Annotated in this window: 9 protein-coding genes; 6 read left to right on the top strand and 3 right to left on the bottom strand. The window is 65.4% G+C overall.

Annotated features, from left to right (window positions below):
- Positions 1-79: 79 nt before the first annotated feature.
- Positions 80-1,345, bottom strand: coding sequence for a phosphoribosylamine--glycine ligase (purD, locus tag FHT02_RS12665; RefSeq protein ID WP_184088117.1), 1,266 nt, complete (start codon positions 1,343-1,345; stop codon positions 80-82).
- Here purD and xseA point away from each other — a divergent pair.
- From xseA to FHT02_RS12650, 3 genes are read left to right on the top strand one after another with little or no spacing between them, the layout of a single operon-like run.
- Positions 1,344-2,723, top strand: coding sequence for an exodeoxyribonuclease VII large subunit (gene xseA, locus FHT02_RS12660; RefSeq protein ID WP_184088115.1), 1,380 nt, complete (start codon positions 1,344-1,346; stop codon positions 2,721-2,723). The genes purD and xseA overlap by 2 nt on opposite strands.
- 17 nt (positions 2,724-2,740) lie before the next feature.
- Positions 2,741-2,938, top strand: coding sequence for a DUF2093 domain-containing protein (locus tag FHT02_RS12655; RefSeq protein ID WP_184088113.1), 198 nt, complete (start codon positions 2,741-2,743; stop codon positions 2,936-2,938).
- A complete protein-coding gene (locus FHT02_RS12650; protein ID WP_184088111.1) occupies positions 2,935-3,777 on the top strand; it encodes a M23 family metallopeptidase in 843 nt (280 codons plus the stop codon). Before FHT02_RS12655 ends, FHT02_RS12650 begins: the two co-directional genes overlap by 4 nt.
- On the opposite strand, the gene FHT02_RS12645 is transcribed toward FHT02_RS12650, so the two are convergent.
- Positions 3,774-4,316: a hypothetical protein gene (locus tag FHT02_RS12645; protein WP_184088109.1), complete on the bottom strand. Its 543-nt coding sequence runs from the start codon at positions 4,314-4,316 to the stop codon at positions 3,774-3,776. The genes FHT02_RS12650 and FHT02_RS12645 overlap by 4 nt on opposite strands.
- Positions 4,317-4,513: 197 nt before the next feature.
- Here FHT02_RS12645 and FHT02_RS12640 point away from each other — a divergent pair, with 197 nt between their 5' ends.
- The 3 genes from FHT02_RS12640 (at position 4,514) to FHT02_RS12630 (ending at position 11,185) form a co-directional block, all read left to right on the top strand.
- On the top strand, positions 4,514-7,663 hold the full coding sequence (locus tag FHT02_RS12640; RefSeq protein WP_184088107.1) for a TonB-dependent receptor plug domain-containing protein: 3,150 nt from the start codon (positions 4,514-4,516) through the stop codon (positions 7,661-7,663).
- 177 nt (positions 7,664-7,840) lie between these two features.
- On the top strand, positions 7,841-9,301 hold the full coding sequence (locus FHT02_RS12635) for a putative 2OG-Fe(II) oxygenase (protein ID WP_184088105.1): 1,461 nt from the start codon (positions 7,841-7,843) through the stop codon (positions 9,299-9,301).
- A 9-nt stretch (positions 9,302-9,310) separates the two neighbouring features.
- Complete coding sequence (locus tag FHT02_RS12630) at positions 9,311-11,185, top strand: tetratricopeptide repeat-containing sulfotransferase family protein (protein WP_184088102.1); 1,875 nt, start codon at positions 9,311-9,313, stop codon at positions 11,183-11,185.
- A gap of 42 nt (positions 11,186-11,227) precedes the next feature.
- On the opposite strand, the gene clpB is transcribed toward FHT02_RS12630, so the two are convergent.
- Entirely contained in the window at positions 11,228-13,807 is a 2,580-nt protein-coding gene (clpB, locus tag FHT02_RS12625; RefSeq protein ID WP_184088100.1) for an ATP-dependent chaperone ClpB, read from the bottom strand.
- Between the last annotated feature and the right edge of the window lie 22 nt (positions 13,808-13,829).

Below are 13,829 nucleotides of genomic sequence, written 5' to 3'. Positions count from 1 at the left end.
GAGAACTCCTTGGATGGCCTATTTCTAGGGACGTTCAGGCCTGTCCGGCAAGCGCGTAGCCTTGCCGGACGCTCCAGCCTCACTTGTGCTCACGCGCCACTTCGCGCCAGCCGATGTCGCGGCGGCAGAAGCCGGTGGGGAAGTCCAGCGCGTCCACCGCACGGTATGCCGCCGCCTGCGCTTCCGCCACACTTGCGCCGGTCGCGGTCACGTTGAGAACGCGCCCGCCGCTCGCCACCAACTGCCCGTCGTCCAGGCGGGTGCCCGCCTGGAACACGCGCGCGCCGGTCGCCTCGGCCTGTGCGATGCCGCCAATGGCGCCGCCGGTCTCTGGCGTGCCGGGATAGCCCTTGGCCGCCATCACCACGGTGAGCGCGGTTGCATCGGCAAAGCGCGGGGCAGGGCGGCCAGCCAGTTCGCCCTTCGCTGCGGCGACCATCACGTCGAGCAAGTCGTCCTCCAGCCGCATCATCAGCACCTGGCATTCGGGATCGCCGAAGCGCGCATTATATTCGATCAGCTTGGAACCCTGTTTTGTCAGCATCAGCCCCGCATACAGCACCCCGACATAGGGGGAACCCATCCGCGCCAGCGCCTCCACCGTCGGCCGCACGATCTCGTCAATCGCCTGGCGCTCCAGCGCTGCGGTCAGCACCGGCGCGGGGCTGTACGCGCCCATGCCGCCGGTGTTCGGGCCGGTATCGCCATCGCCGACGCGCTTATGGTCCTGTGCCGAACCGAAGGGCATCAGGTGCGTGCCGTCGGTGAGCACGAACAGGCTGGCTTCCTCGCCCTCCAGGAACTCCTCGATGACCGCGCTACCGCCCGGTACCGTAAAGATGCCGCGCACTGCCTCTTCGGCCTCCTCGCGACTGAACGCGACCGTCACGCCCTTGCCAGCCGCCAGGCCATCGGCCTTGATCACTACCGGCAGCGGAAAATCCTCCAGGCTCGCCAGCGCGCCGTCGCGCGATTGCACCCGCACATAGCCGGCCGTCGGGATCTTCTCGCGCTTGCACAAATCCTTGGTGAAGCCCTTGGACCCCTCCAGCTGGGCCGCCGCCCGGCTCGGCCCGAACACGCCGATCCCCATGGTGCGCAGATTGTCGGCCAATCCGTCGACTAGCGGCGCTTCGGGCCCGATCACTACGAAGCCGATCGAATTGCGCAGGCAGAAGTCGATCACCGCGCGTTGATCGCCCACCGCGATGTCGACCAGCGCTGCGTGCTGCGCTATTCCCGGATTGCCCGGCGCGGCGTATAGCTTCTCCAGGAGTGGCGACTGCGCCAGCTTCCAGGCGAGCGCATGTTCGCGGCCCCCCGATCCCAATAGCAGGACGTTCATGCCCGACCCCTTTGTTGATACGTCATTCGGGCGGCTCGTAGCCGAGCCGGTCGCCGGGGACAACGCACCCGCCATGAGCGTGTCCGAACTCTCGCAGCGGCTGAAGCGCGTGGTGGAGGGTGAGTTCGGCCATGTCCGGCTGCGCGGCGAGATTTCGGGGTGGAAGCGCGCCGCTTCGGGGCATGCCTATCTCTGCCTCAAGGATGCCGATGCGATCATCGACGGCGTGATGTGGCGCGGCGCCGCCGCCGCCATTTCCTTTGCGGCGCAAGATGGGCTTGAGGTCGTCGCCACCGGCAAGCTCACCACTTACCCCGGCCGCTCGAAATACCAGGTGGTGATCGAACGGCTCGAGCTGGCGGGCGAAGGCGCGCTGATGGCGCTGTTCGAGAAGCTCAAGGCCAGGCTGGCGGGCGAGGGGCTGTTCGACGCGCAGACCAAGAAGCCATTGCCCTACATGCCGCGCACCATCGGCGTGGTGACTTCGCCCACCGGCGCGGTGATCCGCGACATCCTTCACCGCCTGGCCGACCGCTTTCCCAGCCATGTCCTGGTCTGGCCGGTGAAAGTGCAGGGCGAGGGCGCCGCCGCCGAAGTCGCCCGCGCCGTCCGCGGCTTCGACGCGATGCCCGTCGACGGTCCGGTGCGCCGCCCCGACCTGCTGATCGTCGCGCGCGGCGGCGGCTCGATCGAGGATCTGTGGGCCTTCAACGAGGAAGTGGTGGTCCGCGCCGTCGCCGACTGCACCATCCCGGTGATTTCGGCGGTGGGGCATGAGACCGACACGAGTCTGTGCGATTATGCCGCCGACCTGCGCGCGCCGACGCCAACCGCCGCCGCCGAAATGGCGGTGCCGGTGCTCGCCGACGTGCGCCATACCGTCTCCACGCTTGCCCACCGTACCGATCGCTGCGTGCGGCGCTATCACGAACGCGCCTCCGAACGGCTTGCCGCGCTGATCCGCGTGCTGCCGCGCCGCGACGCGCTGCTCGGTCCCCAGCGCCAGCGGATGGACGATCTCGGCGCCCGGCTCGGCCGTGCGCTGGAGCGGCGCGTCACCGTCGCCCGCTCGCAGCTCGAGCGTTCGGCCGGCGCGCTGCGCCCGGCGATGCTCGACCAGCGGCTGCGCGCCGCGACCGAGCGGCTGTCCGGCATCGCCCGCCACTTGGAACTAGTGCATCCCGAGCTGCCGCTTAAGAAGGGCTATGCTTGGGTGGAAGCACGCGGCAGCGGCAAGGTGATCGGCACGGCCGAAGGCGCCCGCGCCGCCCAGGCCGTGACGCTCCACTTCCAGGACGGCCCGATCGACGCGCGGGTTGAGCGCGCCGGCGGCAAATCCTACGCTGCGGCCAAGCCCGAACAGCCGAACCTGCTGTAGACCGAACGGAGCCTTCCATGCTGATGTCCAACGCGCGCCCGGCGCGCCTTCATTATCTCGCAAACAGTTTCCGCGTGCTGAGCCCGGGCGATCATGTTCCTTGCGCGGTCAGCGGCGAGCGCATTCCGCTCGACGAGCTGCGCTATTGGAGCGTGGAGCATCAGCAAGCCTATCTCGACGCGCAGCGGGCCGCACAGGTGCTAGCAGCGGGATGAGGGGACGTCGCGCCGCGCTCGCCGTCCTGCTCCTCGCGCCTGCCACGACGCCCATGTTCACGCCTGCGGTTGCGCAGGCGGTTAGCCGCTTCGGCCTGCCTTCGTCGCTCACCCAGGGCGCGCTCGTGCTCGGCACCGCACCCGCCGGCGCTGTCCAGATCACGCTCGACGGCCAGCCCATTCCGATCGCCACCGATGGCCGCTTCGCCATCGCATTCGACCGCGACGCCGCTCCGGTTGCGACGCTTGCCGCCCGTCTGCGCGACGGGCGCGAAGTCCGCGAGCAGCTGATCATCGCGCCGCGCGGCTGGAACATCTCGCGGTTAAACCGTCTGCCTAAATATCCGGTGCCCCGGCCCGAGTTCGAGCGCGTCCGCCCCGGCGAACTCGCCCGGATCAAGGCCGCGCGCGCGCAGCACACCGATGCGCAGGGGTGGCGCCAGCCATTCCTGTGGCCGACCACCGGCCGCATCTCGACGCTGTTCGGCTCGCAGCGCATCTATGCCGGCGAGCCCGGTGCCTTCCATTCCGGGATCGACATCGCCCGCGCCATCGGAACGCCAATCGTGGCGCCCGCCGATGGCGTGGTGATCCTGGCTGCTGATCACCCCTTCACGCTAGAAGGTAACTTGTTGATGATCGACCACGGCATGGGTCTCAACAGCGCCTTCCTTCACCTATCGCGCATAGACGTGAAGCCGGGCGATCATGTTCGGCAAGGGCAATTGATCGGTGCCATCGGGGTCAGCGGTCGCGCCACCGGCCCGCACCTTCACTGGGGAATGAGGTGGCGCAATACCCGCATCGACCCGCTGCTCGTCACCGGGCCGATGCCCTAATTCAGGCGCTTGGCGCGGAAGCTGGGCCGACCGTCAAGCTTGGCGAAATAGCTGCCGAATGCGGCACGGCGCAGCGTCACCTTGCTGCCCGGCTTGACGCTGCCGATGATCGTGCGGCTGTCGCTCTGCGTCCAGCGCGCGCCCTCGGCGGTTGTGAAGGACACCCCACCTTCGCCGCTGCGCCCGAATGACGTGATCGTTGTCTCAAGCTCGATCGCGTCGTCTGCGCCGTCCTTATTATCGCCGTCAAAGATCGCGATCTTAGGGAGTTGGATACCGAACAGCGAGCGCTTGGCCGCGCGTATTTGCTTTTGGTCAACGATCACCACTTCCTTCCGAGACTCCGCTTGCTGCAGCGCATCAACTTCGCGCTCGAAACACGCCAAACGTTGCTGCGGATCGGCGATCGACCGGCACCGCACCACGCGGTCGAACGCAGCCGCCCGCTGGGACGCCGCGTCCTGACCGAAGGCCGCTGTTCCGAGAAAAGTGACGCAGGCGCACAGCGCAGCTGCAAGGAAGAAGGGTCGCACGAACATGGTTTTCTCCAACGCGCACGGATCGAGCGAAGGCCGCGCCGTGTTGCAACAAAGCTACATGGCGTGGGCGTTCCGCGTTTTTTTGTGCTGCCTACGTTTACAAACCTGAAACGCGCATGCAACTGTTCTTCCTTGATCAAAATGGCCGCACGGCGCGCGTAAATGAAACGCCGGCTGCCAAAGGGGAAAGTACAGCAATGATCAAAAGTTTCCGGACCACCTTGAAGATGGGGGCAGCGCCGCTTGTCCTCAGCGCCGCGTTGCTTGCGTCGCCGGCATTCGCACAGGACGCCGCCGACCAGTCGACCAACTCGCAGCCGACCACGACCGAAGCGCCGGTGACCCCGGCAGAGGGTCTCGACGTTAGTGCACAGGCCGGCGGAACCGAAGCCTCGGCACCCGAAGGTGAAATCGTCGTCACCGGTTCGCGCATTCCGCAGCCGAACCTAACCTCGGTCAGCCCGGTCACCGTGATCAACAACGAAGAGTTCAAGCTTTCGGGAACGACTCGCGTCGAGGATCTGCTCAACACCCTGCCGCAGGTTTTTGCCGACCAGGGTGGCCAGGTCTCGAATGCCGCGACCGGCACCTCGACTGTCAACCTGCGCAACCTGGGCAGCCAGCGCACGCTTGTGCTGATCAACGGCCGCCGTCTCGTTCCCGGCGATCCCAGCGACTCGGCTGCCGACATCAACTTCATCCCGGCGAACCTGCTGAAGCGCGTCGATGTGCTGACCGGCGGCGCTTCGTCGACCTATGGCGCGGACGCCGTCGGCGGCGTTGTCAACTTCATCATGGACACCGAATTCACCGGTTTCCGCATCGACAGCCAGTACAGCCTTTACCAGCACAAGAACGATGCTCGCAGCGGCGTTCGCGATGCGCTGAATGCACGCGGCTTCGGCTATCCGGATGGTGTAGTGGTGGACGGGGGCACGATCGATGCGACGGCGACGATTGGCGCGGCGTTCGACGACAATCGCGGCCATGTCGTTGCTTATGCTGGCTATCGCCGCATCAACGCAGTGACTCAGGCACGTCGCGATTATAGCGCCTGCTCGCTCAATTCGACGGCTGCCGGCGCGCTCTCGTGCGGTGGCTCGGCTACGTCCGCCAACGGCACCTTCTTCGCCTATAGCGGCGGCGCACTGAGTGATGTGGACGAGACGGGTGCTTCTACCCCTTATGCGAATGGCGCCTCTAACACCTTCCAGATCGGTCCGAACCGGACGCTAATCCCTGGTTCCACTGCTTACAACTTCGGGCCAACCAACTACTACCAGCGCCCGGACGAGCGCTACACCGCCGGCAACTTCGGCAACACGTTTTCGATCAATTGTGACAATCCGCTGCTTTCCGCACAGCAGCGCGGGATCATCTGCGCCACCGGGAACCTTGTTGCCCCTACGGTTACAGAAAACCCCGACGTTCCGGGCAGCTTCTTCCTGACTGCGCCTCCCTATTCGGCAACCGGTACGGTCTCCTCGCTCACTTACAATTATCAGAACTTTTTTAACAACCCGGCGGTGGGCGCGGCTGCGTTCTCGCCGTTCAACTTTATCGATCCAGCGACCGGGCTGACGTACAATCGAGGTTCGGCTCAGATCCTTCGCCGTAACGTTGAAGGCGCTCCACGCCAGGACGATCTGCAGCATACCAGCTTCCGCCTAGTGGCCGGCGCGAAGGGTGATCTTGGCAGCGCTTTCACCTATGACGCGTACTATCAGTTTGCCCGGACCAACTATTCCGAAACCTATCTGAACGACTTCTCGATCTCACGCCTTGGCCGTGCGCTTGACGTCGTGTCGGTGAACGGCGTCGCAACCTGCCGGTCGGTCGTCGATGGAAGCGACCCGAACTGCATCCCCTACGACATTTTCGGCACGGGAACCGTATCGCAAGCTTCCGTCAACTACCTTGCGACGCCGGGCTTCCAACGTGGTCAGGTTGAGGAGCAGGTCGCTTCGGCCTCTTTCACCGGCCAGCTCGGAAAATACGGTATCCAGTCTCCTTGGGCGAATGATGGCCTTGGCGTTGCAGTTGGTGCCGAGTATCGGAAAGAATCGCTGAACCTGGACACGGACGTGGCGTTCCAGACCGGCGACCTGGCCGGTCAGGGTGCCGCGTCGCTGCCGGTCAACGGTTCGTTCTCCGTTTATGAAGCCTTTGGTGAAGCCCGTCTGCCGATTGCACAGCAGAGCTGGGTCTACGACTTCTCGGTGGAAGGTGGTTACCGCTATTCCAGTTATGAAGTGGGTGCCCGGACCTTCTCGACGGATACCTATAAGGTCGGTGCCGATTTCGCGCCGGTTCGAGCACTCCGCATTCGAGGAGCGTACAACCGGGCCGTTCGCTCGCCGAACATTCAGGAGTTCTTCGCGCCTCAGCGTATCGCTCTCAACGGATCGACTGATCCGTGCGCCGATCGTGTGCTGACAGCGGCCGATGCCGGCTGTCTGGCACAAGGGCTTAGCGTCGGTCAGCGAGTTGCAAGCAATCCTTCGGCGCAGTATAACGGCTTGATCGGCGGCAATCCGAACCTGACGCCGGAGACTGCCAACACCTACACCGCTGGTGTGGTGCTGCAGCCGACTTTCCTGCCGTTCTTCCGCAACCTTGCGATCACGGTCGACTACTTCAACATCCAGGTCGAGAACGTCGTCCAGGGCATCGGCCAGGATACGATCCTGGCGGATTGCACCGCGAACGCGGCATCGCCCTATTGCGCCCTGATCAATCGCGACGCTTCAGGTTCGCTATGGCGTTCGCCCGCCGGCTTCGTGACCGACACCGACCAGAATATCGGCAGCCTGCAAACCTCGGGTATCGACATCGGCGCGAGCTTCTCGCAGGCGATCGGTGGGCTTGGCCAGATCGCGCTGAACTTTAACGGCACCTGGCTTAACAAGTTCGAGACCGACAATGGCGTTTCGGAGCCTTATGATTGCGCCGGACTGTTCGGCAACATCTGCGGCACCCCGGCTCCTGAGTGGCGGCACAAGGCGCGCATGACCTTCACGTTGCCGGATGGCATCGGCATCTCGGGTCAGTGGCGTTATTTTGGCCCGGTTGGCCTTGACGCGGCCAGCGGGCAGAGTTCGCTTGCGGGCACCGTTTCGGAGTTCAACCGCCGAATCGGCTCCCAAAGCTATTTCGACCTGAACATGACGGCGAATGTGGGTGACCACTACACCTTCCGTCTAGGCGTTCAGAACCTGCTCGACCGTGACCCGCCGCTTATCAGCAGCTCCGCGTGCCCGGCCGGCTTCTGCAACGGCAACACCTTCCCGGTCGTTTACGATGCCCTCGGCCGGTACCTGTACGCAGGCATCACGCTGGATTTCTGATCCGACGCGATGTTCGGACAAAAGAGCTGGCGGGTCCGTCCTGCCAGCTCTCTTTGTATGTGCTAGGGGTGCGGCTCGCCTTGCACGCTGCGTGTCCCTTCCTCCCGTGCTACCCTTTTGCTGATGCCTCTGACTCCACTCCCTAAGGCTAACGATTCCCGCTCTCGTGCCGCGGTGATGGGCCGCGCCAGCGCTGCGCTGGCCAACGGCAGCGAGGTCGCGAGCCTCTCCGAAGTCGAAACCCTGCTTCCCTCCAACCGCCGCGATGCGCGGCTATGGCAGTGGCACGGCCTACTGCTCCGATCGCTCGACCGTCGGGAGGAGGCGATTTCCTCCTTCCAAACCGCAGCGCGGCTGCTGCCGTCGGACCTCTCCATCGCCCACGGACATGCTCGGGTGGTGCTCGAAGCTGGTCTCGACGCAGTCGGGCTGTTTGAGCGTGCCCGCAGCCTCAACCCGGTCGAGGGCGACGTATTGCTGGGACTGGCCGCAGCCCGCTTTGCCAGCGGCGACGCCACGACGGCCATGCGCGAGCTTCAGGATATGCTCGATTTGGAGCCGCGCTGGATCTCAGGGCATCAGACGCTGGCTCAACTGCGCAGCCTCCTTCGTGAGGGGCCCGCCTTCACTGCCTCGTTCGACAGGGCTCTGCAGGCGCGACCGCAGGAACCCGCTTTATGGCAGGCTTATCTAGCTACGCTCATCCGCGCCAATCATCACGAGCGCGCGCTGAAGCTGCTCGCCGATGCTCGCCAGGCGCTCGGCGCGCAGCCATTTCTCGATCAACTCGAGGTCATAGCTCGTTCCGAAGCGGGCGACTCTGCTGGTGCTGACCGGCTTTATGCGCGTCTGCCGGCGGATGCCGATGCAAGCGCGGCGATGCACCGCGTGCGTCACTTACTGCGGTTCGGCCGCGCCGACGCCACCCTGCCGATCCTCGACCGCTGGATTCACGCAGGCGAGGGTGCCGAACTCTGGCCCTATGCCTCAATCGCCTGGCGTCTTATTGGCGACTCCCGCGCTGCCTGGCTAGAGGGCGACTCCCGGCTGGTCTCGATCATCGACCTCGCCGAACGACTCCCGCCGCTCGACTGCTTGGCCGAGATGCTGCGTGAACTTCACCGCGCCCAGGCGCCGCATTTCGATCAGTCGGTCCGTGGGGGCACCCAGACAGACGGAGCCCTGTTCGCCCGTATTGAGCCCGAACTGATAGCCGTGCGCCAGGTAGTTCTCGACGCCGTCGCCGGGCACATCGCCCAACTTCCGGCACCTGACCCTCGCCATCCGACCCTCGCCCCCCGCCGCGACGGTGCGCCGCGGCTCGCCGGGTCCTGGTCGGTACGCCTGCGCGGGGGCGGCAGCCATGCGGCGCATGTCCATACCCATGGCTGGATAAGTTCGGCATTGTACATCGCCTCACCCACGCGCGCACCCGACGACCAGACCCGGGCCGGTCACTTGATGCTCGGCATCCCTCAGGCCGAGCTCGGCATCGACTTGCCGGCATATCACACCGTTGAGCCCAAGCCCGGCCGCCTCGTCCTCTTCCCGTCCACCTTGTGGCATGGCACCATTCCCTTCGCCGCCGGCGAGCGCCTAACCATCGCGTTCGACGTTGCCCGCCCGGCCATTGTTTGAGGTAATGACATGCACGAAGACATTTTGGCGCGCGCTGGCGGACGTCTGCGCGCCGGCGACCTCGCCGCCGCCCGGGTCATCGTCGAGCAAGGCCTGGCCGCCGCACCCGATGCGCATTCGCTCCACGCCTTTGCCGGCCTGCTCGCCGCCCGCGACCACGCGCCCGAGGCGGCAGCCACGCACCTTCGCGAGGCGCTGGCGCTTCGCCCGGACGATCAGCCGACCCGGACCAACCTCGCGCTCGTTCTCACCGACCTCGGCCAAACCAACGAAGCGCTCGCCGCCTGCGGGTCCGAAGCGGTAGTTTCGCCCCAGCTTGCGCGAATCCGCGCCTATCTTCGCCATCGTGCCGGCGAGCACGATGGCGCAGTGACCGACTATCGCCAGGTCGTAACCGCCTTTCCTGACGACTTCGAAAGCTGGAACAATCTCGGCAACGCGCTGACCGCCTCGGGCGCGACCCGAGAAGCCGGCAAGGCCTTCAACCGCGCCATCCTGCTGCGGCCGGCGATCCCGGAGCTGCGCATCAACGCCGCCAAGATGCTTTCGGAGGCGGGCCGCCACGCCGATCAGCGCGCCTTGATCCGCTCCGCTGCCCAGCAGTTTCCCGGCCAGGCAGACATCCACTACGAACTTGGCCTAGCCGAGAGCGCGATGCGCGACCCCGATCTCGCGGAGCTCGCATTTCGCCGCGCGCTGTCGATCGATCCGAACCACCTTGCGGCTACGCTGGAACTCGGCATGCTGCTCGAGAACCTCAACCGCCTCGACGATCTCCAGCAGTTGATCGCCCAGGTCGAGCGGTCCGACGGCGATGCGCCTGAGCTGGACTTCCTCCGCGCATCCGCGCTGCGTCGCGAGGGCGACTTCGCGGCCGCGCATGCGCTCGTCGTGCAGGTGCCCGAGACTATCGACCCTGTTCGCCGCGAGCATCTGCTCGGTGAAGTGCTCGACCGTCTCAACGATCCGGAGGGAGCCTTTGCCGCGTTTACCCGGATGAAGCAGCATACCCGCGCCCGCACCTCGCCCGCGCTGATGGCGGATGCCGATCGCTATCTGGCGAAGATCCGCGCCGAAGCCGCTCACATCTCCAATTCTCAGCCCCGCGAATCCGCGCCCGCTCCTCGGGCGTCAGGCACGCCGATCTTCCTCGCAGGCTTCCCGCGCTCGGGCACCACGCTGCTCGACACGCTGCTGATGGGCGTTCCCGGCGCGCACGTGCTCGAGGAACTGCCCGTGTTGGCCGCGGTGGAGGCCGAACTCGGAGACTTCACCCAGCTCGACTCGTTGAACCAAGACGAACTCGCCGCGCTCCGCGATACTTACTTTCAGGAACTGGACGGCATTGCTCCGCCGCTGCCAGGCGCGCTGATCATCGACAAGTTCCCCCTGCACATGACGCGGATGCGGCTCATCCATCGGTTGTTCCCCGACGCGCCCATCCTGTTCGCCGAGCGCCACCCCTGCGATGTGCTGCTCAGTTGCTTTATCTCGAACTTTCAGCCCAATCGCGCGATGGCGCACTTCTTCACGCTAGAAGGTGCAGCTGCGCTATACGACGCGGCGTTCACGGCCTGGACCCACGCGACTCAGGTCCTGCCGCTGCGCGTCCACCGCGTGCGCTATGAACGCGTGGTCGAGGACGTCGAGGGAGAGATGCGCAGCCTGCTCGACTTCCTCGGCCTGGCCTGGAACCCAGACGTGATTGATAATCAGGCGAGCGCCGCTAAACGCGGCCAAATCCGCACTGCCAGCTATGCGCAAGTGGGCCAGCCGATCTACCGCCGCTCGGCCGGCCGCTGGGAACGTTACCGCGAGCAGCTCGAACCCGTACTGCCGATCCTCGCGCCTTGGGTCGAACGGATGGGATACTCCATGGCCTGATACACAAAGCGGCCCGACCAATGGATCGGGTCCACCGCATGCTTACCCGACGCTAAGCTTCAGCGCACCGTCGCCTTCATCCACCTGCACGCTGGACCCATCCTTCACGTCGCCACGCAGGATCAAGTCGGCGAGCGGATCCTGGAGGTAGCGCTGCACCGCCCGTTTGAGGGGCCGGGCGCCATAGACTGGATCATAACCGACCCGCCCCAGCCACGCGCGCGCCGCGTCGCTCAGCGTGATGCCGATCTTGCGGTCCTTGAGCAGCTTGGCAACGCGGCCGACCTGGATGTCGACGATCGGCGCCATGTGCTCGGCGGCCAGCCGGTGGAACAGGATGATCTCGTCGAGCCGGTTGAGGAACTCGGGACGGAAATGCGCGCGGACGATCTCCATCACCTGCGGCTCGACATCCTCCACCTTCTGACCGTCGGCCAGATTGGTCAGATGTTGCGAGCCGAGATTGGACGTCAGGATGATGATGGTGTTCGAGAAATCCACCGTGCGGCCCTGGCCATCGGTAAGCCGTCCGTCGTCGAGCATCTGGAGCAGCACGTTGAACACGTCACCATGCGCCTTCTCGACCTCGTCGAACAACACCACCTGATAGGGTCGCCGCCGGACCGCTTCGGTTAGAACGCCACCTTCCTCATAACCGACATAGCCGGGAGGTGCGCCGAGCAGCCGTGCGACCGAATGCTTCTCCATGAACTCGCTCATGTCGATCCGCACCATCGCGTTGGGATCGTCGAACAGGAACTCGGCCAGCGCCTTGGTTAGCTCGGTCTTGCCGACCCCGGTTGGCCCGAGGAACAGGAACGACCCCAAGGGCCGGTTCGGGTCCTGCAAGCCGGCCCGCGAGCGCCGCACCGCGGTTGCGACCGCCTTCACGGCATCGGCCTGGCCGATCACCCGCTTGCCTAGCTGGGCTTCCATCTGGAGCAGCTTCTCGCGCTCGCCTTCCAGCATCTTGTCGACCGGAATGCCCGTCCAGCGCGCTACGATGGACGCGATGTCCTCAGACGTCACTTCCTCGCGCAGCATCGCGCCCTTGGTGGTCGCCTCCGCTTCCTCCAACTGGCGGGTGAGGGCAGGGATGGTACCGTAGTTCAGCTCGGCCATCTTGCCAAGATCGCCGGCACGCTGCGCCTGTTCCAGCTCGATGCGCGCGGCATCCAGCTGTTCCTTGATCCGCGATTCGGCGTTGATCTTGTCCTTTTCCGCCTGCCAGCGGCCGGTCAGCTCCGCCGACTGCGCCTCCAGGCTGACCAATTCGGCTTCGAGCGCTGAGAGCCGGTCCTTGGATGCGGCATCGGTTTCCTTCTTCAGCGCCTCGCGCTCGATCTTGAGCTGGATGATCCGCCGGTCGAGGTTCTCGATTTCCTCGGGCTTGGATTCCACTTCCATGCGAATGCGGCTGGCGGCCTCGTCCATCAGATCGATCGCCTTGTCGGGCAGGAAGCGGTCGGTGATGTAGCGGTTCGACAGGGTCGCCGCGCTCACGATCGACGCATCGGTGATGCGCACGCCGTGGTGCAGCTCGTATTTCTCCTTCAGCCCGCGCAGGATCGAGATCGTGTCCTCGACGGTCGGTTCGCCGACGAACACCGGCTGGAAGCGCCGCTGGAGCGCGGGGTCCTTTTCGACATATTTGCGGTACTCGTCGAGCGTGGTCGCGCCGATGCAATGCAACTCGCCGCGCGCCAGTGCGGGCTTGAGCAGATTGCCCGCGTCCATCGCACCCTCGCCTTTGCCCGCGCCGATCAGCTGGTGCATCTCGTCGATGAACAGGACGATGTCGCCTTCGCCCGCCTTCACTTCATCGAGCACGCCCTTCAGCCGCTCCTCGAACTCGCCGCGATACTTCGCGCCGGCGATCAGCGAACCCATGTCGAGTGACATCAGTGTGCGGTTCTTCAAATTGTCCGGCACGTCGCCATTGGCGATGCGCAGCGCAAGCCCCTCGGCGATGGCGGTCTTGCCGACGCCGGGCTCGCCGATCAGGACGGGATTGTTCTTGGTGCGCCGCGCCAGGATCTGGATGGTGCGGCGGATCTCCTCGTCGCGACCGATCACCGGATCGAGCTTGCCGTCGCGCGCCGCCTGCGTCAGGTCGCGGGCGAATTTCTTGAGCGCATCATAGCGGTCCTCGGCGCCCGCGCTGTCGGCGGTCTTGCCCTTGCGCAGCGCGTTGATCGCGGCGTTGAGACCTTCAGGCGTCACCCCCGCGGCGGCAAGCGCCTTGCCCGCGGCGGTCGTCGTCGCCAGCGTCAGCGCGAGCAGCATCCGCTCCACCGTGACAAAGCTGTCGCCGGCTTTCTGCGCAACCTGCTCGGCCTGGTCGAGCACGCGCACCAGATCATTGTCGAGTCCGGGCTGCTGCTGCGCGCCGCTGCCCGACACCGCCGGGATCCTGGCCAGTGCGGCGTCGGTGACAAGGAGCGCCTGCCTGGCATCACCGCCGGCCGCCTGGATAAGCCCCGAAGCCATGCCCTGCTCATCCTCGAGCAGCGCCTTCAAAAGATGCTCGGGCGAGATCCGCTGATGACTCATCCGGATCGCCACGGTCAGCGCCGACTGGAGAAACCCCTTGGCGCGATCAGAAAATTTCTCGAGGTTCATGCGTCCCCCTGTTGGTTACGGG

It is taken from the genome of Sphingomonas xinjiangensis, from assembly GCF_014199255.1.
GTDB lineage: Bacteria > Pseudomonadota > Alphaproteobacteria > Sphingomonadales > Sphingomonadaceae > Sphingomonas > Sphingomonas xinjiangensis.
The sequence above is the reverse complement of the archived record's forward strand: the minus strand, read 5'-3'. Positions and strand labels throughout refer to the sequence as shown.